Below are 25,478 nucleotides of genomic sequence, written 5' to 3'. Positions count from 1 at the left end.
CCCGCTCTGGCCTAGGCTTGTCGCCATGACAGATATCCAGTTCGACAACCGTCTGCGTCAGCAGTTGCCTGGTGATCCGGAAGAAGGGCCGCGTCGCCGGGATGTGGTCGCTGCCTGGTCGTCGGTGTCGCCGACGCCGGTCGCAGCGCCCAGGCTGCTGGCCTATTCCGCCGAGATGGCGCAGCAACTCGGGCTGGACGAGGCCGAGATGGCCAGTGCCCGTTTTGCCGAGGTGTTTGGCGGCAACGCGTTGTATCCGGGCATGCAGCCGTGGGCGGTCAATTACGGCGGGCACCAGTTCGGGCATTGGGCCGGCCAGCTCGGCGATGGCCGGGCCATTTCGCTGGGCGAGGCGATCGGGGTCGATGGTGGTCGCTACGAATTGCAGCTCAAGGGCGCCGGTCCCACGCCTTACTCACGCGGCGCCGATGGGCGCGCCGTGCTGCGCTCGTCGATTCGTGAATTCCTGTGTAGCGAAGCGATGCACCATCTGGGTGTGCCGACCACGCGCGCACTGAGCCTGGTCACGACCGGCGATGCAGTGGTGCGCGACATGTTTTACGACGGTCGCCCGCAGCGCGAGCCCGGCGCCATCGTATGCCGGGTGGCGCCATCGTTCATTCGCTTCGGCAATTTCGAATTGCCCAGTGCGCGCGGGGATAGCGCGCTGCTGCGGCAGTGGGCGGATTTCACCATTGCACGCGATTTCCCGGAGTTGAAAGGTGCTGGCGAGAATCTGTACGCGGCCTGGTTTGCGCAGGTCTGCGAGCGCACCGCCGTGATGGTGGCGCACTGGATGCGGGTCGGTTTCGTGCATGGGGTGATGAACACCGACAACATGTCGATCCTGGGCCTGACCATCGATTACGGCCCATATGGCTGGGTCGACGACTACGACCCGGACTGGACGCCGAATACCACCGATGCGCAGGGCCGGCGTTACCGCTTCGGCACCCAGCCGCAAGTGGCGTACTGGAACCTGGGACGCCTGGCGCAGGCGCTGGCGCCGCTGTTTGCCGATGCGGCGCCGTTGCAGCAGGGGCTGGACCACTTCCGCGATACCTACATGGCCTGCGACCGCCGCGACACCGCGGCCAAGCTGGGTCTGGCCGACTGCCGCGACGAGGATCTGCACTTGATCGATGTGCTGCGTGAATTGATGCACGCGGGCGAGATGGACATGACGCTGACATTTCGTGGCCTGATCGAGTGGTCGCCGGAGCATCCCGACCCGGAGCTGCTGCGCGAAGCGTTCTACGACCAGGACAAGCGCCTTGCGCACGCCGGGCAGTTGCAGGAATGGCTGCAACGCTATGCCACACGGCTGGGTCAAGACACGCTATCGCCGGACCAACGCCGCGCACGCATGCGCCTGGCCAACCCACGCTACGTGCTGCGCAACTATCTGGCGCAGCAGGCGATCGATCTGGCGGAGCAGGGCGATCCCTCCGGAGTGCAGGAATTGCTCGAGGTCATGCGCCGGCCCTACGACGACCAACCGGGCCGCGATGCGTTTGCCGCGCGGCGACCGGAGTGGGCGCGCGACCGCGCCGGCTGCTCGATGCTGTCGTGCAGTTCCTGACGCACTCAGATGCACGTATGTCGTAAACGCGGCGTCACGGGTCTGCGCAGCCTAGAATACGGTGGTCCCCACCGGCCTTGACGCCATCGCCACCATGACTGACTGCACCCGCTGCGCCGGCAATACTTCTTCCGGACCCAACCATTGGGCTGAACGGATCCGCGACATCGCCGACTTTCCCAAGCCGGGTATCGTCTTCAAGGATATTACCCCGCTGCTGTCGGACGGCCCGGACTTTGCCTCGGCGCTGGACGAAATGGCGCAGCCCTGGCGCACCACGCCGCTGGACGCGGTCCTGGGCATCGAGGCGCGCGGTTTCATTCTGGGCGCGGCGCTGGCGCGCGAACTGCGCACCGGTTTTGTGCCGGTGCGCAAGCCAGGCAAGCTGCCCGGACGGACGTTAGTCCAGGAATACGCGCTGGAATACGGCACCGATCGCATCGAAATGCACGAAGACGCGTTGCCGCGCGGCGCGCGCGTGTTGATCGTCGATGACGTGCTCGCCACCGGCGGCACGCTGCGCGCGGCGCTGGGGCTTGCTGCACAGCTGGAACTGGAGATCGTCGGTGCGGCGGTGCTGGTCGAGTTGCTGGCGCTGCAGGGCCGCAGCAAGTGGGCTGATGACGTGCCGTTGCTGGCGACGTTGAGCTACTGATCCAGGCATCTTGCTGATCGAGCGGCTTGCCGATCGAGCGTCTGGCGACATGGATGCGCAAGAATGCGCATCCATATAGACGGTGCGACAGGCGCTTTAGCACCTCCGCTTGATCGTATGGCCGGCAGGGTATCTGCCGGGCCGCTGATTACAGCTTGCTGACCCGAAACCGGCGTCCCTTGATCTTGCCCGCATGCAGATGCGCCAGTGCCTTGGCAACGTGCGCGCGGGCGATGGCGACATAGGAGCGGGTGGGGTAGATCGCGATCTTGCCGATCGCCGCGCCCGAGAGTCCGGCTTCGCCGGTGAGCGCGCCGAGAATGTCGCCAGCGCGCAGTTTGTCGGTCTTGCCGCCATCAATGCGCAGCGTGGTCATGGCCGCCTGCGGCAGCTGCGCCGGGCGCGCGGTGGCCAACGGTGCACGCGACCACTTCAGCGGCTGGCCTTGTTCGGCTTCCAGTGCCTGCGCGCGCCCTGTTTCGCGTGAGGCCACCAGGCTGAGTGCAAGCCCGCGCTTGCCCGCGCGCGCGGTGCGGCCAATGCGGTGATGGTAGGTTTCGGTATCGGTGGGCAGCTCGTAATTGACCACTGCCGCCAGGTCTTCCACATCCAGCCCGCGCGCGGCCACATCGCTGGCCACCAACACGTTGCAGCTGCGGTTGACGAAGCGCACCAGCACTTCGTCGCGGTCGCGCTGCTCCATGTCGCCATGCAGGGCGAGCGCGGAGAAGCCGAACTCCTGCAGCGAACCGGCCACTTCGTCCACTTCCTTGCGGGTATTGCAGAACACCACGCTGGACTCGGGATTGAAGCGCAGCAGCAGCCCGGCGACGGCTTTCTGTCGATAGGTCGGGTCGACCTCGAAGAATTGCTGGTCGATTTCCGGCGCGTTATCGGCGCCTTCGACGGTGATTTCGATCGGGTCCTTCAGGATTTCGCGCGCAAGCGTACGGATGATGTCCGGGAAGGTGGCCGAAAACAGCAGGCTCTGACGGTGTTTGTCGCAGCGGCTGGCGATCTCGCGGATGGGTTCTTCGAAGCCCATGTCGAGCATGCGGTCGGCCTCGTCCAGCACCAGCGTACGCACGCCACCCAGATGCAGTGCGCGCTTGCGGGCCAGTTCCTGGATGCGTCCGGGCGTGCCGACCACCACTTGCGGGTCGTGCGCTTCCAGCGAGGCCAGTTGCGGGCCCAGCGGCATGCCGCCGGTCAGTACCACCAGTTTCATGTTCGGAATGCCGGTGGCCAGCTTGCGCAGCTGCTTGCCAACCTGATCGGCCAGCTCGCGGGTAGGGCATAGCACCAGCGCCTGCGCGCGGGTCAGCGCGGGATCTAGCTTTTGCAGCAGGCCCAGCCCGAAGGCAGCGGTCTTGCCGCTACCGGTGGGGGCCTGGGCAATGACGTCGAGCCCTTGCAGGATCGGCGGCAGGCTTTGCGCCTGGATGGGAGTAAGGACGGTGTAGCCAAGGGCGTCGATGCCGGGGGCCAGGGCCGGCGACAGCGGCAGCGCGGAAAATTCGTTCATGGGGCATTTTAGCCGGGATTGGTGATGGGGAATTGGGGATTCGCCACGGCAATGGCGCGTGTGCTTCCCAATCCCGAAATCCCCAATCACCAATCCCGTACAATTGGCCCATGCCTTTAATCACTCTGCAAAGCGTCGACTACAGCGTCGGCGGCCCCTTGTTGCTGGAAAAAACCGACCTCACGATCGAGCCGGGCGAGCGTATCGCCCTGATCGGCCGTAATGGCGCCGGCAAATCGACCTTGATGAAATTGATCGCCGGCGAGCTCAAGCCCGACGACGGCGAAGTGCGCGTGCAACAGGGCGTGCGTATCGCGCGGCTGGAGCAGGAGGTGCCGCAGGGCACCGGCGGCAGCGTGTTCGAGGTGGTGGCCGATGGCCTGGGCGAGCTTGGCCATTGGTTGGCCGAATTCCATCAGCTCAGCCATGCCGAGGTATTCGACGGCGATGCGTTCGGCAAGGTGCAGGCCAAGATCGACGCGGCCGACGGTTGGGCGCTGGATCAGCGCGTCACCGAGACGCTGACCAAGCTGGAACTGGATGGCGATGCGGAGTTTGCGCGCTTGTCCGGCGGCATGAAGCGCCGTGTGTTGCTGGCGCGCTCGCTGGTGTCTTCGCCGGACGTGCTGCTGCTGGACGAGCCGACCAACCATCTGGATATCGAAGCCATCGATTGGCTGGAGTCGTTCCTGAAGAACTGGAACGGCAGCGTGTTGTTCGTCACCCATGACCGGCGCTTCCTGCGTGCGTTGGCGACGCGCATCGTGGAAATCGATCGCGGCCAGGTCACCAGCTGGCCCGGCGACTGGGCCAATTACGAGCGCCGTCGCGAAGAGCGGCTCAATGCGCAGGCGCAGGAAAATGCGCGTTTCGACAAGATGCTGGCGCAGGAAGAAATCTGGATCCGGCAGGGCATCAAAGCGCGGCGGACCCGCGACGAAGGCCGTGTGCGGCGTCTGGAATCGATGCGCAACGAACGTGGCCAGCGCCGCGATCTGAGCGGCAATGTGCGCATGGAAGTCTCGCAGGGCGAGTCGTCCGGCAAGAAGGTGATCGAGACCAAGGAGGTCGGCTTCGCGTTCGGCGCACGCACGATGGTCAAGGATTTTTCGACCATCATCCAGCGTGGCGACCGCATCGGTCTGATTGGCCCCAACGGCAGCGGCAAGACCACCTTGCTCAAGCTGTTGCTGGGCGACTTGCAGGCGCAGCAGGGCGAAATCCGCATCGGTACCAATCTGCAGATCGCGTATTTCGATCAGTACCGCTCCACGTTGCGCGAGGACTGGAGTGCGATCGAAAACGTGGCCGAAGGCCGCGATTTCATCGAGATCAACGGCAAGCGCAAGCATGTGCATGCGTACCTGCAGGACTTCTTGTTCACCCCGGAGCGCGCACGCGCGCCGATCACCCGTCTCTCCGGTGGCGAACGCAATCGCCTGCTGCTGGCGCGGCTGTTTGCGCAGCCGTCCAACCTGCTGGTGATGGACGAACCGACCAACGATCTGGACGTGGAAACGCTGGAGTTGCTGGAAGAGCTGCTCGGCGAATACACCGGCACCTTGTTGCTGGTCAGCCATGACCGCGACTTCCTCGACAACGTGGTGACCTCCACGCTGGTGATGGAAGGCGAGGGCTTGGTCGGCGATTACGTCGGTGGTTACAGCGATTCGCTGCGTCAGCGTCGCACCCCGGCGCCCAATGCAATGGCGGTTGCCAAGGCATCGGCGACGGCGGCTGCGACTACGCCAGCGGCGCCTGCTGCCGCACCGGCGGAAGCTGCGCCCAAGCGCAAGCTCAGTTACAAGGATGCGCGCGAGCTGGAACAGTTGCCGACCTTGATCGACAGCCTGGAGCAACAGGTCGCAGCGCTCACCAATGCGATGAACGACCCGGCCTTCTATCAGCGCGACAGCGCAGCGATGGCCGCGCATACCGCCGCGCTGGGCGATGCACAGGCGCAGCTGGATGCGGCGTTCGCGCGCTGGAGCGAACTGGATAGTTGATTGCCGGATTGGCGCGCGACTGCGTGCCGGTCTTTTGGTTTTTAGGCGTGGTAAACAAGCATCGCGAGCTGATAGATGACTTGTAGAGCGGCTGATCTGCGGGTTTGCTGCAGGGCCCTTGCCCGCCTACCATCGCGGGACACGCCGCAAGTACGTCCGTGTAGGCTCTTACGCGGCATCCATGCCGCGTAAGGTCCCGCGACGGTAGGCGGGCAAGGACCAGTAGAGATGGTCGGTGTGCATTGTTTTCAACAAAGCGGCCAGTAATCTTTCTGGTGCGGTGTCCTCACCGCTTGCGGGACCGTGTGGCGGCATGGATGCCGCCACCGAGCCTCCACGGACGGATTCACGGCGTGTCCCGCGAGCGGTGAGGGCACCGCGCACTCGACTAACCAGGCTTTGATTCGCATCTAGATTTCGCTGCCAGTCCCAACAGTGCGTCATTCGCCAACGAAGGCGAGTGCGGCCAACATGTTGCCGCCATCGCTACAGCGTTTGTTAGCCGCTCTCAGTCGCAAGCACTCGCAGGCGCCACAAACGCTGCAAATGTGAGCCCGCGAACGGCCCAGGCAGTGGCGGCTTCATCGAGGATATCCAGCAAGGTGTTGCGATCGTTCGGTGCAGTGCGCGCCAGTGCGTCTGCGCCGTTGATCAACAGCGCATAGCCATGTGATGCGGGCAGCCAGGCCAGGTCGCGCAAGGCATCGGAGAGCGCGTCCCAGTTGCGACCGAAGCTGACCGGGAAGTCCAGTTGGGTGGCCAGGCGCATCAGCAACATGTGCTTGTCGCTGCAGCTGGCCAGATCCACACGCAGGATGCGCAGGCCGGCGTCGCGGGCGAGCGCGGCCATGGTGTCCAGATCGTCGGTGTTGGCTTGATAGACGCCTGATTGTTGCGGATCGGACAGGTCCAGTGCGAAGTCGCCTGCGCTCATGGCGCCTGCTCCGGCGTGGGGCCTTTGAACGATTTGAAGCTCTGGTAATGATCGTCGCTGTAGTACCACGCTTGCGGCGGCGTGCCGCCGGTGACGATGCGGCGTGCGCCGCGGTCAGGGCTGCCGGGCGTCTCCACGGTGTACTCGTGGTAGTAGCCGCGCTCGCGCTCGGGCAGGCGTTGTTCGCGATTGCCGAACACGCTGCCGTCTTGCGCATGCGGGAACGGCCCGCCGCGCTGGATCAATACGATGGTGGCCATCGCTTCGGTCGGCAGAAAACCCGGAAGACCCTGCCGAGGCGTCTGTTCGGGCGGCGCTGTTGCGGCGATCGGCGCGTTGAGCTGCGGCGCGAACTGCGGCTTGGGCGTCTGCATCACGCGCACGCCCCACAAGCCGGCGACGAGCAGCACGATGGCGACGATCAGCAAAGCGGGCTTGCGCATGAAGACGATCCGGAAGCGATTGTGGAGACAGCAGATCAAGTATGCCGTTGCGCGACTGTGTCGACTTTGAACGCCGCGGCATGTGTACGCCTGCGCGATTCACGCCCAAGTAACCGGGGCATGGTGCAAGGTGTGCAGCGAACACGACGCGGTGTGCGATGGGATGAAGTTTCCCTGCCAGCACTCTTGGTAAGCGCCGCCGCCGTCCCTACTATTTATCCCGCAACGCCCGGTCTTCGCCGGGCGGCAAGTCCAGGAGACACGCATGGCTTACACCCTTCCGCAATTGCCTTACGCCTACGACGCGCTGGAACCGAATATCGATGCGCAGACGATGGAGATCCATCACACCAAGCATCACCAGACCTACATCAACAACGTCAATGCGGCGCTGGAAGGGACGGAGTATGCGGACCTGCCGGTCGAAGAGTTGGTGTCCAAGCTGAAGAGCCTGCCGGAAAACCTGCAGGGCCCGGTGCGCAACAACGGTGGTGGCCACGCCAACCATTCGCTGTTCTGGACCGTACTGTCGCCCAATGGCGGCGGCGAGCCCAAGGGCGAGGTTGCCAAGGCGATCGACAAGGACATCGGTGGTTTCGAGAAGTTCAAGGAAGCCTTCACCAAGGCCGCCGTCAGCCGCTTCGGCTCGGGCTGGGCGTGGTTGAGCGTGACCCCGGACAAGAAGCTGGTGGTCGAAAGCACCGCCAACCAGGACAGCCCGCTGTTCGAAGGCAACACCCCGATCCTGGGTCTGGACGTGTGGGAACACGCGTACTACCTGAAGTATCAGAACCGTCGCCCGGAATACATCGGCGCGTTCTATAACGCGGTGAACTGGGAAGAAGTCGAGCGCCGCTACCACGCTGCGATCGCCTGATTCTTGAGTTGACGCTGTAACGCAAGAAGGCCGGGAGCGATCCCGGCCTTCTTCGTTTGCTGCGGTCCGTCGTGTAGGGGCGACCTTGGTCGCGAAGAGGCGTTCACTGGGAAAGCTTCATCGCGCGCAAGCGCGCTCCTACGATTGCCGGAGCGCCGATCAGAACTTGGCGTCGAACTCGCGCGCGTAGCCGGTGTTGACGATGACCTTCTGCAGCGCGTCGCTGATCTTGATGTTGCCGGCCACGATCTGCTGCGTTTCCGGGCCCATGTTGTCCATGCGCGGCGGGGTGGCGCCCTTGTAGTCGCAGACCCGGCCACCGGCTTCGCGTACCAGCAGCACGCCGGCGGCGATATCCCAGGCTTTGACGCCAGCTTCGAAATACGCATCGGCGCGGCCGCAGGCCACATAGGCCAGATCCAGCGCGGCAGAACCGGTGCGACGCACATCTTCGGCCTGCACCAGCAGCGCATCGACGCACTTCAGCTGCGCACTGATGCGTGCACGCTCGCGCGGCGGGAAGCCGGTGTGGACCATCGCGCCCTCCAGGTCCTTGCGTTCGGCAATGCGGATGCGGCGGTCGTTGAGTACCGCGCCGGCACCGCGGCTGGCGGTGAACAGCTCGTTGCGCAGCGGGTCGAAGATCACCGCATCGGTGGGCTCGCCGTTTTCCACCAGCGCGATCGACACGCAGTAATGCGGAAAGCCGCGCAGATAGTTGCTGGTGCCATCCAGCGGGTCGATGACCCAGGTGTAGCGGCCACTCTTGCCGCCCTGCACGCCGCCTTCTTCGCCGAACACGGCGTACTCGGGGTAGCCGCGCTTGAGTTCCTTGATGATGACCTTCTCGGCATCGGCATCGACTTCGCTGGCGTAATCCATGCGGCCCTTCTGCACCACATTGAGCGAGTCGAGCTTGTTGATACCGCGCAACAGCACATTGCCGGCGAGGCGGGCGGCTTTGACCATGACGGTGACGGCGGGTTTCTGCATGGTTAAAGCTCCCGTGAAGGCAGAATTGAAGAATTGGCGAAGGTAAAAGAGCGGTCCGGCACGAAACCGGTCGCGCAGTTTACCATCTACGACCGAACAGCTCCCCAATCTCCGTTCATGTCCGTCAGTCAGCGCATCCGTTTTGTTCTTGTCGGTACCCAGCATCCAGGCAATATCGGCGCCGCCGCGCGCGCGATGAAGACGATGGGGATCTCGCGTCTGGTGCTGGTCGCTCCTGAGCGCGCCCTCGACGAAGACGCTTACCGGCGCTCTGCCGGTGCCGAGGACGTGCTCGGCGATGCACCGGTCTTCGCCACGCTGGGCGAGGCGGTGGCCGATTGCACGCTGGTGATCGGCTGCACCGCGCGCGCGCGCCGGGTGGCGTTGGAAGAGTTGCTGCCGGACGCCGGCGCACGCCGAGCCCTGGCCAAGGCCGGCGAGCCGGCCGAAGTGGCAATCGTGTTCGGCCGCGAGCGCACCGGGCTGACCAACGACGAGTTGCAGCTCTGCCACGCGGCCGTGCATATCCCGTCCGACCCGGCTTTCAGTTCGCTCAACCTGGCCGCCGCAGTACAGGTGCTGGCCTATGAAGTCCGGCTGGCACAGTTGGAAGCGGGCCAGGCGGAACCGGCGCCGGCAGCCACCACCGGCGCACTGCGCGAAGGCCCCGCCAGTCACGCGCAACTGGAAGGCATGTTTGCCCAGTTGGGCGAGACGCTGGACGACATCGATTTCCACAAGGGCCGCGCGCCGGAGTCGGCGATGCGCAAGCTGCGGCGGCTGTTGTTGCGCACCGAGATGAGCGAGCAGGAGGTGCGCTTGCTGCGCGGCATCCTGTCCGATGCCCAGCGCATGGCCATGCTGGCAAAGCGGGCCGGAAACTGACGTCTGTCACATCTTGAGAGATTCGGCTAGGCTGTCGGCGGCTCTAGGGAGTGTCCTTTTTGCGCGGTCTACGATGGTGTCTGATTGCCTGTTGGCTGCTCGCTGGGGCGGGCTTTGCCGTGACGGCGGCGGCGGCGCCTTCTTCGGTCCTGGTGCTTGGCCGGATCAGCGACGATCCCGCCACCCATTACGAGCAACTCAAGCCCTTGCTGGACTATGTGGTGCCGCGCATGCGCGTGGTCGGCATCCGCCGTGGCGAAATCCTGATGGCGCCGGATGCGCGGCAGATGTCCAGCTATCTGCGCCGTGGCCGGGTCGATTGGGTCAGCGAAACCACCGGTGCGGCGATGCTGCTGGAACAGCGCGGCGGTGCGCATCCCTTGGTGATGACCGAGCGCGGCGGCATGCGCGAGTTCCACACCGTGTTCTTCGTGCGCCGCGACAGCCCGATTCAGTCGCTCAAGCAATTGCGCGGGCACACCCTGGCGCTGCAGAACGCCTCGTCCACCAGTGGCTATCTGCTGCCGATGCTGGAGTTGCTGCGCAACGGCATCGCCTGCGATGTGCTGCTGTCGCCGGACGACATCCAGGTGCCGGGGTCGGTCGGTTATTTGATGGTCGGTACGAAATTGAACGTGGCCGCATTCGTGCACAAGCGCCTGATCGATGCGGGTGCTTTCAGCAATGCCGATTGGGACGACGAACGCCACTTGCCGGCGACCTTCAAGCGCGACTTCCGCATCGTGCACCGCAGTGCGCCGGTGCCGCGCGCGGTGGAGATGGTGCGTACCGGGCTGGACCCGGCGGTGGAGCGGCAGTTGCGCATCGTCTTGCTGCAGGCCGCGTCCGATCCGCAAGCCGGCCCGGCGTTGAAGCGCTTTTTCGGCACCACCGCATTCCATCCACTGGATGACAACAGCCGCCGACGCTTGAATGCGTTGAGCGCAGGTGTGCAACGTGTCAGGGACCAGGTGGAATGACTCAGGTGCGCTTTGGGTTGCAGGCACGTTTTCTGTTGGTGATGGCGCTGACGCTGCTGTTGGTCGGCGCGATTCTGGCCTCGTTGCTGCAACGCCAGAGCGCGATGCAGCGCGAGGTGCGCGGGCTCAGTGCGCAGATCCTGCACGAGCTGTTCGATCGCAGCCTGCGCTCGCGTGGCGAAACACTGGCCACCGAGCTGGCGGCCGGCCTTGCCAATCCGCTCTACTACTCTGATCTCGGCGCGGTGGGTGCATTGGTGCGCAACGCCTCGCGTCAGCAGGTGGTGAGTTACGTGCTGGTGTTCGACCGACGTGGCCGGCTGGTGCACGACGGCACGCCGACGCTGCAGCGCTACGGTCAGGCGATGAACGACCCGCTGGCGGCCAAGGCGGCCAGCGCGCGCGCGATGTTGCTGCAATCCTCGGCCGAGGTGCTGGATGTGACGGTGCCGATCAAGATCGGCGACCAGCGCATCGGCGGCGTGCGCGTGGGCATGTCGCGCGAGCGGGTGCGCAAGATTGAGTCCGGCGCGAATCTGACCCTGGTGCAAAACCTCAACGCGATCGGCAAGCGCGATCTGGGCTGGTTACTGGTGCTGCTGGCCGCGCTGGTCGCGTTGGGTGTGTTGCTGGCCATCTACGTGCAGCGCACGCTGGTGGCGCCGGTGCGCTTGCTGGCTGCAGCGGCCAAGCAGATCGAGCGCGGCGATTACGCAGTGCAACTGCCGCCGCATCCGCGCAACGACGAAATCGGCGAGTTGATGTCCGCGTTCGGGCGCATGAGCGAAAGCATCGCGCGGCACGATCGCGAGGTGCGCCACATGGCCTATACCGACGCGTTGACCGGGCTGACCAACCGGCTGGGCTTCCGCGAAGGCCTGGACCATCTGCTCAATACCGCGCGCAGCACCGACAGCAAACTGGCGCTGCTGTTTGCCGATATCGACGACTTCAAGCGCGTCAACGACACGCTCGGGCACGAGGCCGGCGATGAGGCGCTGCTGCAGTTCGCCAGCCGTATCAGCCGGGCGGTGGGCGCCCTGGGTGGCGACGATGCGATTCTGGCGCGTTTCGGCGGCGACGAGTTCGTGATCCTGCTGCAGAGCGGCGATGTCACGCTGCTGGCCGCCCAGCTCGCAGACCGGTTGGTGCACGAGTTGAGCCGGCCGTTGAATGTGCAGGGCCGCGAAGTGTTCCTGGGCACCTCGATCGGCATCACGTTGTTCCCGGACGATGCCAACGATGCCACCGCGCTGTTGAAGAATGGCGACATTGCGATGTACCAGGCCAAGGTCGCCGGCAAGAATTGCCATCGTTTCTACAGCCGCGCCGCCGATCATGCGGTGGAGCGCCGTGTGCATATGGAGCACGAACTGCGCGGCGCCTGGGAGCGCGACGAGCTGCGCCTGGTCTATCAACCGATCTACCGCACCATCGACCGGGTGCTGGTCGGTGTGGAGGTGTTGCTGCGCTGGCAGCACCCGGCGCTCGGCACGATTCCGCCGTCCACTTTTATCGATATCGCCGAGCAGAGCGGCCTGATCGAAGTGATCGGCCCCAAAGTGCTGCGCGCGGCCTGCCTGGAAGCGGCGCAATGGCCGGAAGTGGGGGAGGGCTTGTTCATCTCGGTCAACGTCTCGCCGCGTCAGCTGCGCAGTGGCGACCTGATCGACACCGTGGCCGAGTGCCTGGCCGAATCCGGACTGCCGGCCGCGCGCCTGCATCTGGAACTGACCGAAACCGCAGTGATCGGCGACGAAATGATGGCCGCCAGCCTGCTCGATCAGTTGCACCGCACCGGCGTTAAGGTGTGGCTGGACGATTTCGGTACCGGGTTCTCCGGCTTGAGCCATCTGCGCCAGGTGCCGGTGGACGGGGTCAAGATCGACAAGAGTTTCATTGCCGACCTGCAGCGCGACCCGGACGATCTGGCGCTGACCACCGCCATCATCGGCATGGCGCATTCGCTGGGCATCACGGTGGTGGCCGAGGGGATCGAGCAGGAAGCGCAATTCAATCTGCTACGCGATCGCGGCTGCGACCTGGGCCAGGGCTACTGGTTCAGCAGGCCGCTGAGCCCGGCCGATTTGGTCAAGCTGATCGCGGCGGGGTGAGTGGCGTGCGTAGGTTGGTTTAACGTGCCGTGGCGCTGTGTGTAGGAGCGCCCCTGGGCGCGATGGGGCGTTACCGGGAATGCTTCATCGCGCCCAGGGGCGCTCCTACGGGGGTGTGCACGCGGCGGTGACGATTACAGCGGCCGCTTTCCGGTATCGCCAGGAATCTCGCGCACCAGGCGCGGCACCAGATAACCCGACAGACGCGTGGCCAATTCGGTATGCAGGGCGCGTGCATGTGCATCGTCCACTTCGAAATGCGCAACTCCTGCGACCCGGTCGAGCTGGTGCAGGTAGTAAGGCAGTACGCCCGCGGCGAAGGTGCGCTCGCTCAACGCGGCCAGTGCGTCCACGCTGTCGTTGACCCCGCGCAGCAGCACGGCCTGGTTGAGCAGTTGCGCGCCGGTGTCGCGCAGAGCACGCATGGCCGCATCCACGGCGGTGTCGAATTCGTTGGCGTGGTTGGCGTGTATCACAAAGGCCACCGGCCAGGGCAGGCTGCGCATCCAGGCCAGCAGCGGCGCATCGACGCGCTCGGGCAGCACCACCGGCAGCCGGCTATGGATGCGCAGGCGTTTGATGTGCCCGATGGCGGCCAGCGCGTCGGTGAGTTCGGCCAGTTTGCTGGCGGCCAGCGACAGCGGGTCGCCGCCGGACAGCAGCACTTCGTCGATGCTGGGGTCTGCGGCGATCGCGGCCACCGCCTCGCGCCATCCATCACGCGCGGCGGTTTCTTCGGCGTACGGGAAGTGGCGGCGGAAGCAGTAGCGGCAGTGCACCGCACAGCTGCCGGTGGCGATCAGCAGGGCGCGCCCGCGGTATTTCTGGATCACGCCGTCTGCGGTCTTGGCGGCGCCATCGCCGACCGCATCCAGGCCGAAGCCCGGCACCAGCCGCGTTTCGGCATCCAGCGGCAGCACCTGGCGCAGCAATGGGTCGTGCAGGTCGCCACGGCGCATGCGCGCCACGAACGCGCGTGGTACCCGCAGCGGGAACTGGGCGGCGGCCTCTGCGCTGATGCCGGCAGCCGCCGCGTCCAGGCCCAGCAGCGCCAGTAGCTCGCGTGGGTCGCGCACGGCATCGCGCCACTGCTGCTGCCAGTGGTGCGGCTGCAGGGTGGGAGGCGGAGATGGCTGTAAGGCGAGGGGGGCTGCGGGTATCATGTGCGGTCACAAAACCAATGCCCGCCGGTTGCGGCGGGCGCCACATTCTAATCCGACCTGTGTGGCAGGTCGTGGTCTTATCGAGGAGCTGCACCATGGCCACTGTTGGCATGAACGACGTCAAGAACGGCATGAAGATCCTGGTCAACAACGAGCCGGCGGTCATCACCGAGACCGAATACGTCAAGCCGGGTAAGGGCCAGGCCTTCACCCGCATGAAGTACCGCTTCATCAAGTCCGGTCGCGTGGTCGAAATGACCATGAAGGCGACCGACGACGTGGAAGTGGCCGACGTCGTCGATACCGACATGCGTTACCTGTACAGCGATGGCGAGTACTGGCACTTCATGGACCCGGAAACCTTCGAGCAGGTGCAGACCGACAAGGCAGGCATGGGTGGCGCCGAGAAGTGGCTGAAGGGCGAGGAAGACTGCATCGTGACGTTGTGGAACGGCGCGCCGATCTGGGTGCAGCCGCCGAACTTCGTCGAGCTCAAGATCACCGAGACCGATCCGGGCGTGCGCGGCGATACCTCGGGCGGCGGCGGCAAGCCGGCGACGCTGGAAACCGGTGCGGTGGTGCGCGTGCCGTTGTTCGTCAACCAGGACGAAATCATCAAGGTCGATACGCGTTCGGGCGAATACTCGGCGCGCGTCAAGTAAGCCGGATGCGCCCGGGACGCTGGCCTGGTCGAGCGGTACGCAGTGCCGGTGTCCTGGTGGGGCTGTGGGCGGCGCTCGCAGCGTGCCCGGCCTTTGCGCAAGCGGCTACCGCAACCTGCGGCGCCGGTGACGTGGCCGCCGTTGCGGCCATTGCAACCTCCGGGGTCGTGGGCGGCGCTGCAGCCACGGTGCCGGTCGAGCGTGCGGTGGCCCAGACCTGCAAGCCGTGGCCGAACGATGCGGCGATCCGGCTGGCGGCAATCGCATTTGCTGGCGATGCGGAGGCCGTGCCTGGCGAGCGCGACATTGAGTTGCGCGTGGCCATGCTCGATGCGGCCAGCGGCAAGGTGCTGGCGTTCTACGCGCAGGACATGGGTGAGGACGCCGCCTTCGAACTCGATGCAGACAGTCTGCGTCTGGATACCGCGCGCTACGACCTGGCCAAGGGCGTGCGCGCGATCGGCGTGGTGATACATAGCGCCGCGCATGGGCCCAGCTGCCCGGATTTTTACAGCAATCAGGAATTGACCTTGCTGGTGCGCGAGGGGCGTAGCTTGCGCCCGGTACTGCAACGCGATCTCTATGCGTGGCAACGTGTGAAAGGCGAGCCGTGCAGTGTGGGGAAGAGCGATGTGATCACCGAAGTCGCCAATCTGAGCCTGAGCATGGCGCCGCAGGGACATGCCGGCTATGCGGATATCGTGCTGACAGCCAACGTATCTACCGCGGAAAGCGTAGCTGACAGCGACACCATTACCGAACGCACCCGTCGCGTGCGCCAGGTGCTGCGCTACAACGGCCAACGCTATGTGCCTGTGGCCGGTGGCGATACCAGCTGGCCGTTCGACAACTAACCCTTTATGGATCCGCTCATGACCAATGCCCCTCCCGAAGCATGCGACCTCTTGATCGAAGCCGGCTACGTGGTGCCGATCGAACCGCATGCGGTGGTGCTCGAAGGCCACGCGGTGGCGGTCAGCAACGGCGCCATCGTGGCGATCCTGCCGATTGCCGAAGCGCGCGCACGGTTTGCGCCGAAGCAGACCGTCTCGCGCCCGGAGGCGGCGCTGATGCCGGGCCTGGTCAACGCGCACACGCATAATCCAATGACGCTGCTGCGCGGCATTGCCGACGATCTGCCGCTGATGGTGTGGCTGCAGCAGCACATCTGGCCGGTAGAAGCGGCGGTGATCGGGCCGGAGTTCGTGGCCGACGGCACCACGCTCGCCATCGCCGAGATGCTGCGCGGCGGCACCACCTGCGTCAACGAAAACTACTTCTTCGCCGATGTGCAGGCGGCGGTGTACAAGCAGCATGGTTTCCGTGCGCTGGTGGGCTCGGTGATCATCGATTTCCCCACCGCGTGGGCCTCGTCGGACGACGAATACTTTGCGCGTGCCGGTGAGTTGCACGACCAATGGCGCGACGATCCGCTGATCAGCACCGCCTTCGCGCCGCATGCGCCGTACACGGTGAACGATGCCAACTTCGAGCGTGTGCGCATGCTGGCCGACCAGCTCGACCTGCCGGTGCATCTGCATACGCACGAGACCGCGCAGGAAGTGGCCGATTCGATCAAGCAATACGGGCAGCGTCCGCTGGCGCGTCTGGATCGGTTGGGCCTGGTCAACGACCGCCTGATCGCCGTGCACATGACCCAGCTCACCGAGGCGGAAATCCATCTGTGCGCCGAGCGCGGCGTGAGCGTGGTGCATTGCCCGGAATCCAATCTCAAGCTGGCCTCGGGGTTTTGCCCGGCCTGCGCGCTGCAACGTGCCGGCGTGAACCTGGCCATCGGCACCGACGGCTGCGCCAGCAACAACGATCTGGACATGTTCAGCGAGAACCGCACCGCTGCCATTCTGGCCAAAGCGGTGGCCAACGATGCCACTGCACTGGATGCGGCCACCACCTTGCGTGCGGCTACGCTGGGCGGCGCGCGCGCGTTGGGCTTCGGCGACAAGATCGGCTCGATCGAGATCGGCAAGCAGGCCGATCTGGTCTGCGTGGACCTGTCTGCACTGGAGACCCAGCCGCTGCATCATGTGCTGTCGCAACTGATCTACTCAGCCGGCCGACATCAGGTCACCGATGTGTGGATCGCCGGCAAGCCCAAACTGGTGCAGCGCGAGCTGGTCGACATGGATATCGCCGCCCTGGTCGCCAATGCGCGGCAGTGGCGCGACCGCATCCGCACCGTCCGCGCCTGAGCGCGCCATCGAATCACGGAGCTCCGCATGAATCCGAATACTCACACCACTTCCGGCAATTTTCATCAGAGCGAGCTGGATAAATTCGCCGCGCTGGCAACGCGCTGGTGGGACGCCGACGGCCCGCAAAAACCGCTGCATGCGCTGAACCCGGTACGTCTGGATTACGTGTCCGCGCGGCTGGATCTTGCCGGCGCGCGCGTGCTCGATGTGGGCTGCGGCGGCGGCTTGCTCAGCGAGTCGATGGCGCGTCTGGGCGCACAGGTCACCGCGATCGATCTGGCCCCGGAGCTGGTCAAGGTGGCGCGCCTGCACAGCCTGGAATCGGGTGTGCAGGTGGATTACCGCGTGCAATCGGTGGAAGACCTGGCGGCCGAGCAGCCGGGCAGTTTCGATGCGGTGACCTGCATGGAAATGCTCGAGCACGTGCCGGATCCGACCGCGATCATCCGCGCCTGCGCCAGCCTGCTCAAGCCGGGCGGCAAGCTGTTCCTGTCCACACTCAATCGCACCCCGGCCGCGTTCGCGCTGGCGGTGGTCGGTGCCGAATACATCGCGCGGTTGCTGCCCAAGGGCACGCATCACTACAAGGATTTCATCAAGCCGGCGGAACTTGCGGCGTGGTTGCGCAGCGCCGAACTGCAGCTGGAAGACGTCAGCGGCATGCTGTACGAGCCGTGGCGCAATCGTGCGCGGCTGTCGTCGCGCACCGAGGTGAATTATCTGGCCTATGCGGTGAAGCCGTGACGCGCAGGGATTGGGGAGTGGGGAGTCGGGATTGGCAACAGCAGGTGCGTGCTTGATGTCTGCGCATTCCCACCTTGCGGATGGCGAGACGCAGCCGTCCAGCGGCGGGGCGTCTATGAATTTCCCGCGTGCGGTGTTGTTCGATCTGGATGGCACCTTGCTGGACAGCGCGCCGGACATGCTTGCCACCGTCAACGCGATGCTGAGCGAGCGGGGACGTGCGCCGATCGCGTTGGCGCAGCTGCGCCCGGTGGTGTCGAAAGGGTCGCGCGCGATGCTGTCAGTTGCGTTTGCCGAACTCGATGCGGACGCACGCGATGCCTTGGTGCCGGAATTCCTGCGTCGCTATGAGGCCTTGATCGGCAAGCAATCCCAGCTGTTCGAGGGTGTCGAAGAACTGCTGCTGCGGCTGGATCGTGCGGGGTGCGTGTGGGGCATTGTCACCAATAAGCCCGAATACCTGGCGCGGCTGATCCTGCCGCAACTGGGCTGGGAACAGCGCTGCGCGGTGTTGATCGGCGGCGATACGCTGGCCGAGCGCAAGCCGCATCCATTGCCGTTGCTGACAGCTGCCGAACGCATCGGCATTGCGCCTGCGCAGTGCGTCTACGTCGGCGACGATGAGCGCGACATCCTGGCCGCACGCGCGGCCGCGATGCCATCGGTAGCTGTGTTGTGGGGCTATCGGTTGCACGATGACGATCCCTTGAGCTGGCAAGCCGACGTGTTGGTCGAGCAGCCGCAACTGTTGTGGGATGCCGCGACGTGGCCGCAGCCCTGACCTTCTTTCGTTTTTTTCTGGACCCGCCATGAGCCAATCCAGCGCTCTCGACAGTTTTCTCGACAAATGGCGCACCCGCTGGCCGGAATGGTCGGTTGCCGAGCCTTTCGTTCCGCAACTGCAACGGCCGCTGGCTGCCGCCTGGTTTGCCTTGCTGCAGGAATGGGAAGACATCATGAATATTGCCGGCGACCCGTTGCCGGCCGATGCCAAGCTGGCCTGGTGGCAGCAGGAGCTGCGCGATTGGTCGCAGCAGCGCTCGCGGCATCCGCTGGGGCGCGTGCTGGAACCGGTGCGTGCGCCGTGGGCGCAATTGGCCGACACCTTGCCCGCAATGCAGGACGCCCGCGTGCCGCCGCAATCGTTGCAGCAAGCGCTGGACACCTTGCGCGTCTTTGCCGAGGCCGTGGTTGCAGTCGAAGCGGTGATGTTTACGCGCAACCAGCCTGGCGATGCCACGGCGGTGGCGGTGCAATGGCTGGACGCACGTCAGCGTGTGGCCGGCGACAGCGCAACGCCCGGCGGCATGACGACAGCTGCATGGCGCGCGCAATTGCTGCAGGCCTGGCCGCGCAAGCCTGCGTTGGCGCGGCCGCATCGGGTGTGGTCGCGGCTGGCACGTTTGCGCTTGCAGCGCGAACTCGCTGGGAAGGCGGCGTATCCACCGCCGGTGCAGCAGCTGTGGCATAGCTGGCGTGCGGCCAGCGGTGCGGACTAAGAGCGACTGACAAAATACTGTGCTCACTGCCAGTTGGGCGCGGCCGGTTTTGTGGTTCCCATCAGCCACGACCACGTTAACCGGTGCGATGCCTTCGACTGACTAAGCTTCTTATCGCATCTAATTACGCTATGACTCGAAATCTCGTTCGTCTTGAAGCGATGAGAGAGTGTGGGTAGATCACTCGTCAAGCGGATGATCTGAGGCTTGGCCGCAAGGCCCTTGCCCGCCCACCGTCGCGGGACACGCCGCAAGTACGTCCATGTAGGCTCTTACGCGGCATCTATGCCGCGTAAGGTCCCGCGACGGTGAGCGGGCAAGGGCCAGTCGAGATGGTCGGTGTGCATGGTGCAAGCAATGCATGATGTGCTTCTACTTTGCTAGGGCCTGTTAACACATCCGAAGCCCATCAACGACTAGGACGAAGCTGAGGAATCCAAGGAACATGACATCTAGCTTCTCGAAGCGCGAGAAAATCCGGCGGTAGCCTTTCAAGCGACGGAACAGTCTCTCTACTTCGTTGCGCCGCTTGTACATCTCCCGGTTGTATTCCCAAGGCTCGACCCGATTGGATTTCGGTGGAACCACCGGAACGAAGCCAAGATCGAGCGCCAACTGGCGGGTTTCGTTGCCTTCATAAGCACGGTCCATCAACAAATGAATCGGCCGCTCCACTGGCCCGAGGTGTTCAAGCAACGCGCGGCCTGCAGGTGCGTCATGCACGTTGCCAGGCGTCAATCCAAAGGTGATGGCTGTTCGAGCATCTGCGGCAACCATATGAATCTTGGTGTTCCATCCACCGCGGGACTTGCCGACGGCCTGCGGGCCGTTTTTTTTAATGCACCCGTGCCATCGGGATGGACCTTGACGCTGGTGGAGTCCAGCGAGACTGCTTCGATTTTGATGCGCACGATCTGGGACTTCTGCAATTGGGCGAACATCCGGTCCAGCACACCCGCCTTGGCCCAACGGTTCATGCGTGTGTAGACCGTATGCCAGTTGCCAAAGCGCTTGGGTAGGCCGCGCCATTTGCAGCCATGCTCGGCAACGTAAAGGATGGCGTTGACCACTTGCAGGTTGGTCATGCTGACATTGCCGCGCTGCGCCGGCAGGCAGTGTTCGATCAGAGAAAATTGTGCTGGCGTGATCTCCATGCTCAATAGTTTAATCGCTCGGGCCATTAGTGTTAACAGGCCCTAGCTCACATGTAATTCTGCGACCCGCATCAGCAGGCCAGTGCAACTTGCGAGACGGCCAGCTTTTTACGCAGCTACCGACCAACGTCCTGGCGCGGTGTCCTTACCGCTTGCGGGACCGTGTGGCGGCATGGATGCCGCCACCGAGCCTACATGGACGTACTTGCGGCGTGTCCCGCGAGCGGTGAGGGCACCGCGCCCTCGATCAGCCGCGTGCACGGTTGCGAGCAGTGCACGCAGCGCGGCCTCAAGCACACTCAGATCGGCGAATCAGGCAATACCGAGTGGTAAGCAATGAAGGCGTCATCGCACTGTAGCGGTGTGCCCGGTCCGGGCTTGCCTTGCAGTTGCACATCGTTGGGCACCGATTCCGACAGCTGATCGAAGAAGCTCACCGGGCCGCCCTTGAAGGTGAAGTGCGTTGCACCCGGATTGCTGGCCGGCCCGCCGAAATGTGGCTTTGCGAACGAGATCGGGCCACCTTCCAGCACCACGTTGTCCAGCGACAGGGTGATCGGCAAGGTGGTGGTCGCATCGCGATAGCCGTAGAAGCTCAGCTCACCGCCACCAAACGCCTTGGAACCGAGCGAGTGCACGTTGGTCAACGCAATGCCGCTGAAATTGGGCAGCTTGTTGCGTACCGCTGCATTGGCGTAGTTGGCATCGAATACCAGCGGCCTGGCAACGCCGCGCATGCAGACGTTTTCGAAACTGATGTCGTAGACCTGGCCGCCACGGCTGCCGTCGGATTTGATACGCAAGCCGTTGGCAGAATACGGATCGGAGTTCACGTCGTTGCTGTTGAAGCCATCGATGCTCAGGCCGCGCACGGCGATATGGCGCATGCCCGAATCGGTTTCGCTGCCCAGCGAAAAACCGTGCGTGTAATAGAACTGGTTGTAGGCGAACAGCATGTTTTCCGAGGCGATGCTGCGCTTGCTGCTGGCATGCGCCTTGATCGCCACGCCATCGTCGCCGGTGCCGATATACGAGTAGGCCAGCAATACCTTCTTCGACTGGCCAGGATCGAAGCCATCGGTGTTCTTGGCTGTTTCCGGAGTGAAGCAGGTCGCATGCGGATTGACATCAGGCGTGCTGCCGGCCGGGCAGCGATAGCCAGGACGTGAGTAGACCAGGCTGGGCGCGAGAATCTTGATGCCCCATGCCGTCAAGCCGACCACGTTATCGGTGGTGACGTGGAAGTTGGGCGAGTTTTCCAGGGTGATGTCGTACAGGGTGAAGTCGCTGCTGTCGTCGATCTGCAGCAGACGCGGCACGTGCTGGCTCAGTCCCTTTGTGACGTTGAGATAAGCCAGATCCCACCAGCTGGCGGTGCCGGCATTGGGCCCGGCAGTGAGCGTGCTGCCGCCGCGGCCGTCGATCTTGCCGGCGCCCACAATGGCGCTGTTGGCGGTATCGGCCACATGTATCAGCGGGTTGCAGGATTTGGCCTTGTCGCTGGTGGCGGTGCCGCAGGTGCCCAGGCCATTGTCGTAGTCGCGCGGATTGCGCGAGCCGAACAAGGTGACGCCGCGATCGATCCACAGCGTGACCCCGCTCTTGATCGTCAACGGGCCGCTCAACACGCCCGACTCGCCGGCATCGCCGGTGACCAGACGCACCGCGCCGCCGGCGGGGCAGTCATCGATGGCCGCTTGCAAACGCGCGGTATCGCGCTTGGATTGCGCCGGATCGCTGTCGAGCGTATCCAGCGAACCGGCAACCGGCACCAGCGCGGCCTTGAGCGTGGCGCAGACCTGCGTCGGTAGCGTGGGCTGCTGGATCACGCCCCAACTGGTGGAGATGCTGTGCGCGGTATCGGCCACGTCTGGCGTGTGCGGGCGCGCGGCGCTGGCTTCGTATGTCACCAGACCGAGTAGCGCAAGCGTCAACGGCGCAAGCGCTGGAAAGGGGGGATGAGACTGCATGGGATGACTCCGAGAGTGGAATGCGAAAAACGCCGTCGATCAGTCACAGGCGCGTCGCCGGTGTGTTGCATTCGCATGACAGCGATTGCAAACACGCGCCGTTGGCGGGCCCGAAGTATCGATCGCTACACAGCGTGATCGGGAGCGATCGACGATCAAGCGTGGCCCTTCATGCCAGCGCGCGATGTCGGATGGGCGAATTCAGCGCCGCATCGCCGAAGGCAACGCAGGCGTTGTCGCAATCGGTGCAGTTTCCACCGGTCCTTGCCCGCCCGCCATCGCGGGACCTTCTGCGGCATGGATGCCGCAGAAGAGCCTAAACGGACGTACTTGCGGCGTGGTCCCGCGATGGCGGGCTGGCAAGAACCCTCCAGCGAATCAGCAGATCAGCCGCTCCACAACGCGGACTGCCGAAAGGCGATGATGGCCGCGTTGAACCGCGTGTTGACGCGTAGAGTCAGTCTGCGCTGCCGGCACCGCTATTGCTGTATTCGTAAAAACGGTTTGGCGAATTGGCGCAATTGCTGCTGCAATACGGACGGCTCGCGGTGGACGCATTCCACGGTGCGGTCTTGCGGATATGGCTGCCCAGCGTGGAATTGCGCACCGTGACCTGCCCGTTGGGCGAGGTGCCATCGACGTAGGCACTCAGATCGCTGATGCCCTCGTCCCAGGCGCGCCCCAGATAGGTGTTGTTGTCGGGTGAGCCGGAAATGGCGACGAAGTTGCTATCGATCGCCAGAAAGCCGTAGCTGCTGCCGGGGCGCGTGCTGGGCGCAAAGATGTAGCCGCCGCGGCTGGTGCCAAGCCGCGCGCCGGTGGAGCGGATGGTGGCGTGATCGAACACACCCACGCCGGAGCCGAAGATGAAATCGACATCGCCATCGATCGTGCTGTTCTTGAAATAGGCACGGATCACGTTGGCCGCGTTGGTGGCGCTGATCAACAACGTGTCCTGGTTGCCGGTCACAAGCACATCTTCGAAGCTGGCTTTGTCGCCACGTACTGCCAGCGCCACTGCTGCCTGGTTGTTGTTGGTGTAGGTGCCTTCGACATAGTTGTTGTCCACGCGCAGATGGCGTGCCTGAAAGCCGGCGGCGCGTACGGTCAGCGTTGCGCTATTGGACGTTCCCACCGTGGTTGCCGATGCATTGCTGGCACAGGCGTGGCTTGCGGTGCCCGCCGGCTTGGGCGTGGGATTGGCGTTGTTGAAGCGGATAACGGTGTCTGCGGTATTCGTGCCCAAGCCGAACACGGTCAGCGGCGGTGCGCCCGTCGGCACGCAGACCAACCCGGTATAGGTACCTGCCTTGATGCTGATGTAACGACGCGTGGTGCCGCCTGCGGCCACGGCTGCATCGATCGCCGCTTGCACGGTGCGATAGCGCGTGGAGCCGTCGGCTGCGACCGCGTAATCCGCGCTGAGCAATGCAACGCCTGCAGTGGGATTCCAGTTGTCGGTCACCAGTGCGTTGAGTGGCCCGGCCTTGGCCAGCGCCTTGGCAATCGTGTAGGTGCTCGCTTCGCTGCTGGTGAGTTGTGGCCGGCTGGCGGTGCCGGTCAAGGCAGTCGCATCGATGCTGACAAGACTCAGCAGTGCGGCAGCGATGCAGCTCGTGCGGATAGGCAATGCAGACATGAGTGGCGCTCTCCATGGACAGGGCACGGTGGATAGGTCGATACGCTGCAGACGCTGAACCTTGCGCGCGGGATGGGGAAGCCATGGCGCGACATGGGAAGGCAGGTGTCGATGGCCATGGTTGAGTCCTCTGTGTTGTCACCACGCGAGCGGCGAGGGGATGGTACTGCCGTGTCCGTTTGTTCCGGCTTCGCTACCAGGTGCAATGTCCAGGACCATCGGCGGCATCACGGTTTTCGACGAGATTGCGTCGCAAACGAGCCACGTGTGCTGCGCTGCGATACACGTGCGCAGTCGTATTGCGTACTGCACGTTGCTGTTGTGTGCAGACAACGGTGCGCGTCGTCACATGCTGTGGTCGCTCGCGCTTACAGACTCAATCACCCGCGTAGACATGCGCTTGTCAGGAATCGAAATGACAGATCCCAAAGAGTTGCAGGAAAAGTTCTGGAAGGCGCTCAAATCCGATCGCACCGTGATGCTGGGCCTGGACGGCGTCGAAGACGGCCATGCGCGCCCGATGACCGCGCAAATCGAAGGTGACAGCGGCGGCCCGATCTGGTTCTTTACCTCCAAGGACAATGCGCTGATCGCGATGCTGGGGCAGGGCCGTCGCGTCATCGGCGCCTTCAGCAGCAAGGGGCATGATCTGTTCGCCAGCATCAGCGGCGCCTTGCACGAAGACACTGACCCTGCGGTGATCGATCGCTTATGGAACCCGCACGTTGCTGCGTGGTACGAAGGCGGCAAGGATGACCCGAAATTGGCGCTGCTGCGCCTGGACGCGGACCACGCACAGATCTGGCTCAATGGTTCCAGCCTGCTTGCCGGTATCAAGGTGCTGTTCGGTGTCGATCCGAAGAAGGACTATCAGGACAAGGTGGCGGACGTCCCGCTGCGTTGAGGGTTTGTTTGGCGGATGCGGATGGTGATCAGGATCGGCATGTGGGAGCTGTTACATGCCGCAATGCACACCGGCCGCGTCCGCTTGGCGTCCGTGTCGTGTTTTGAGCGCTTTGCTTGAAAGTCACATCTACGTGGTTTTCAGGTATCAACTGGCGCGATGCGCGCCCACCAGGAGATGCGACATGCAACGGATCGAAATTGGCCAGATGGTGTTCCTGCGTGATGGTGAAGTCGGCGTAGGCGCTATACGCGATATTCGTAACGAAGGCGCCGAGCTCGTCATCAATATCGAAAACGGCGGCGATTTTGTGCTACCTGTGTCGGTGGTGCGCGACGTGCATTCCGGCAAGGTGATGCTGGATGTCGATCAGTTGCCGGAGGAAGTGCGCGATGCGTTGCGCCACCCGCACGACAACGAGTTGCGAACCAGTCGGTATGCAGCCAGCAACCCGCAGGACGGCGCGCTCAAGTAGTGTTCGTCTCCCAGCGCGGGTAATGCGCGGATGCTCGGCGGCCTAGCGCGGTACCTGGATG

23 protein-coding genes are annotated in these 25,478 nt (G+C 64.2%); 15 read left to right on the top strand and 8 right to left on the bottom strand.

Translation table 11 applies throughout. The features are described 5' to 3' along the window. The first annotated feature begins 25 nt into the window (after positions 1–25). Both NMB96_RS18935 and NMB96_RS18930 read left to right on the top strand, forming a co-directional pair. Positions 26–1,582 (top strand): protein adenylyltransferase SelO, encoded by a 1,557-nt coding sequence (locus tag NMB96_RS18935; protein ID WP_255085410.1) that lies wholly within the window; start codon positions 26–28, stop codon positions 1,580–1,582. Positions 1,583–1,676: 94 nt separating this feature from the next. Continuing rightward, positions 1,677–2,237, top strand: coding sequence for an adenine phosphoribosyltransferase (locus NMB96_RS18930; protein ID WP_043889258.1), 561 nt, complete (start codon positions 1,677–1,679; stop codon positions 2,235–2,237). A gap of 148 nt (positions 2,238–2,385) precedes the next feature. Here NMB96_RS18930 and dbpA read toward each other — a convergent pair whose 3' ends face one another. Next, entirely contained in the window at positions 2,386–3,762 is a 1,377-nt protein-coding gene (gene dbpA / locus NMB96_RS18925; RefSeq protein ID WP_255085409.1) for an ATP-dependent RNA helicase DbpA, read from the bottom strand. Positions 3,763–3,872: 110 nt separating this feature from the next. On the opposite strand from dbpA, the gene NMB96_RS18920 reads away from it, so the two are divergent. Beyond that, positions 3,873–5,768 carry an ATP-binding cassette domain-containing protein gene (locus NMB96_RS18920; RefSeq protein WP_023904215.1) on the top strand — a complete coding sequence of 632 codons (1,896 nt, stop codon included), beginning with the start codon at positions 3,873–3,875 and terminating at the stop codon, positions 5,766–5,768. 508 nt (positions 5,769–6,276) lie between these two features. Here NMB96_RS18920 and NMB96_RS18915 read toward each other — a convergent pair. Together NMB96_RS18915 and NMB96_RS18910 are read right to left on the bottom strand one after the other, a co-directional pair. Beyond that, positions 6,277–6,702 carry a barstar family protein gene (locus NMB96_RS18915; RefSeq protein WP_255085408.1) on the bottom strand — a complete coding sequence of 142 codons (426 nt, stop codon included), beginning with the start codon at positions 6,700–6,702 and terminating at the stop codon, positions 6,277–6,279. Next, positions 6,699–7,145: a guanyl-specific ribonuclease gene (locus tag NMB96_RS18910; RefSeq protein ID WP_255085407.1), complete on the bottom strand. Its 447-nt coding sequence runs from the start codon at positions 7,143–7,145 to the stop codon at positions 6,699–6,701. The genes NMB96_RS18915 and NMB96_RS18910 overlap by 4 nt, the downstream gene beginning before the upstream one ends. 265 nt (positions 7,146–7,410) lie before the next feature. On the opposite strand from NMB96_RS18910, the gene NMB96_RS18905 reads away from it, so the two are divergent. Further along, complete coding sequence (locus NMB96_RS18905; protein ID WP_016904847.1) at positions 7,411–8,022, top strand: superoxide dismutase; 612 nt, start codon at positions 7,411–7,413, stop codon at positions 8,020–8,022. A 159-nt stretch (positions 8,023–8,181) separates the two neighbouring features. On the opposite strand, the gene NMB96_RS18900 is transcribed toward NMB96_RS18905, so the two are convergent. Further along, positions 8,182–9,015: an inositol monophosphatase family protein gene (locus NMB96_RS18900; protein ID WP_006450337.1), complete on the bottom strand. Its 834-nt coding sequence runs from the start codon at positions 9,013–9,015 to the stop codon at positions 8,182–8,184. A gap of 117 nt (positions 9,016–9,132) precedes the next feature. Here NMB96_RS18900 and NMB96_RS18895 point away from each other — a divergent pair, with 117 nt between their 5' ends. Genes NMB96_RS18895 through NMB96_RS18885 form a run of 3 tightly spaced genes read left to right on the top strand, consistent with a single transcriptional unit; the run spans position 9,133 to position 12,994 of the window. Beyond that, on the top strand, positions 9,133–9,900 hold the full coding sequence (locus tag NMB96_RS18895) for an RNA methyltransferase (protein ID WP_006450336.1): 768 nt from the start codon (positions 9,133–9,135) through the stop codon (positions 9,898–9,900). Between the two features lie 50 nt (positions 9,901–9,950). Beyond that, entirely contained in the window at positions 9,951–10,880 is a 930-nt protein-coding gene (locus NMB96_RS18890) for a phosphate/phosphite/phosphonate ABC transporter substrate-binding protein (RefSeq protein ID WP_255085406.1), read from the top strand. Continuing rightward, entirely contained in the window at positions 10,877–12,994 is a 2,118-nt protein-coding gene (locus NMB96_RS18885; RefSeq protein ID WP_023904210.1) for a putative bifunctional diguanylate cyclase/phosphodiesterase, read from the top strand. Before NMB96_RS18890 ends, NMB96_RS18885 begins: the two co-directional genes overlap by 4 nt. A 134-nt stretch (positions 12,995–13,128) precedes the next feature. Here the strand turns inward: NMB96_RS18885 and epmB are convergent, their stop codons facing one another. Further along, positions 13,129–14,157, bottom strand: coding sequence for an EF-P beta-lysylation protein EpmB (epmB, locus tag NMB96_RS18880; protein ID WP_255085405.1), 1,029 nt, complete (start codon positions 14,155–14,157; stop codon positions 13,129–13,131). Positions 14,158–14,252: 95 nt separating this feature from the next. On the opposite strand from epmB, the gene efp reads away from it, so the two are divergent. The 6 genes from efp to NMB96_RS18850 all read left to right on the top strand — a co-directional run bounded on the left by efp (position 14,253) and on the right by NMB96_RS18850 (position 19,275). After that, on the top strand, positions 14,253–14,819 hold the full coding sequence (efp, locus tag NMB96_RS18875; protein ID WP_006450332.1) for an elongation factor P: 567 nt from the start codon (positions 14,253–14,255) through the stop codon (positions 14,817–14,819). A 131-nt stretch (positions 14,820–14,950) separates the two neighbouring features. Then, positions 14,951–15,673, top strand: coding sequence for a PA3715 family protein (locus tag NMB96_RS18870; RefSeq protein ID WP_485130452.1), 723 nt, complete (start codon positions 14,951–14,953; stop codon positions 15,671–15,673). Between the two features lie 18 nt (positions 15,674–15,691). Then, a complete protein-coding gene (locus tag NMB96_RS18865) occupies positions 15,692–17,029 on the top strand; it encodes a TRZ/ATZ family hydrolase (protein WP_255085403.1) in 1,338 nt (445 codons plus the stop codon). A 27-nt stretch (positions 17,030–17,056) separates the two neighbouring features. After that, entirely contained in the window at positions 17,057–17,776 is a 720-nt protein-coding gene (gene ubiG, locus NMB96_RS18860; RefSeq protein ID WP_006450329.1) for a bifunctional 2-polyprenyl-6-hydroxyphenol methylase/3-demethylubiquinol 3-O-methyltransferase UbiG, read from the top strand. Between the two features lie 115 nt (positions 17,777–17,891). Then, the gene (locus NMB96_RS18855; protein ID WP_043889256.1) at positions 17,892–18,557 is read left to right on the top strand and encodes a phosphoglycolate phosphatase; all 666 of its coding nucleotides are present in this window, start codon (positions 17,892–17,894) and stop codon (positions 18,555–18,557) included. Positions 18,558–18,585: 28 nt separating this feature from the next. Further along, the gene (locus tag NMB96_RS18850) at positions 18,586–19,275 is read left to right on the top strand and encodes an isoprenoid biosynthesis enzyme family protein (protein WP_023904205.1); all 690 of its coding nucleotides are present in this window, start codon (positions 18,586–18,588) and stop codon (positions 19,273–19,275) included. A 390-nt stretch (positions 19,276–19,665) separates the two neighbouring features. On the opposite strand, the gene NMB96_RS18845 is transcribed toward NMB96_RS18850, so the two are convergent. The 3 genes from NMB96_RS18845 to NMB96_RS18835 form a co-directional block, all read right to left on the bottom strand. After that, positions 19,666–20,429, bottom strand: a protein-coding gene (locus NMB96_RS18845; RefSeq protein WP_095574585.1) for an IS5 family transposase whose coding sequence is annotated in 2 segments (ribosomal slippage) — positions 19,666–20,114 and positions 20,114–20,429 — 765 coding nt in all. Because the reading frame shifts where the segments join, the coding sequence is not laid out codon by codon here. A 299-nt stretch (positions 20,430–20,728) separates the two neighbouring features. After that, positions 20,729–22,399: a diffusible signal factor-reguated family 28 glycoside hydrolase gene (locus tag NMB96_RS18840; protein WP_183086742.1), complete on the bottom strand. Its 1,671-nt coding sequence runs from the start codon at positions 22,397–22,399 to the stop codon at positions 20,729–20,731. 457 nt (positions 22,400–22,856) lie between these two features. Next, the gene (locus NMB96_RS18835; RefSeq protein WP_183086799.1) at positions 22,857–23,996 is read right to left on the bottom strand and encodes a putative acyl-CoA thioester hydrolase; all 1,140 of its coding nucleotides are present in this window, start codon (positions 23,994–23,996) and stop codon (positions 22,857–22,859) included. Positions 23,997–24,453: 457 nt separating this feature from the next. Here NMB96_RS18835 and NMB96_RS18830 point away from each other — a divergent pair, with 457 nt between their 5' ends. Beyond that, entirely contained in the window at positions 24,454–24,942 is a 489-nt protein-coding gene (locus NMB96_RS18830) for a pyridoxamine 5'-phosphate oxidase family protein (RefSeq protein WP_043889254.1), read from the top strand. Between the two features lie 184 nt (positions 24,943–25,126). Continuing rightward, entirely contained in the window at positions 25,127–25,417 is a 291-nt protein-coding gene (locus NMB96_RS18825; protein ID WP_006452612.1) for a hypothetical protein, read from the top strand. Positions 25,418–25,478 lie beyond the last annotated feature (61 nt).

The organism is Xanthomonas hortorum (genome assembly GCF_024339125.1).
GTDB classification, from domain to species: domain Bacteria; phylum Pseudomonadota; class Gammaproteobacteria; order Xanthomonadales; family Xanthomonadaceae; genus Xanthomonas; species Xanthomonas hortorum.
Note: the sequence above shows the minus strand (reverse complement) of the source record. Positions and strands in the feature narration are given on the sequence as shown.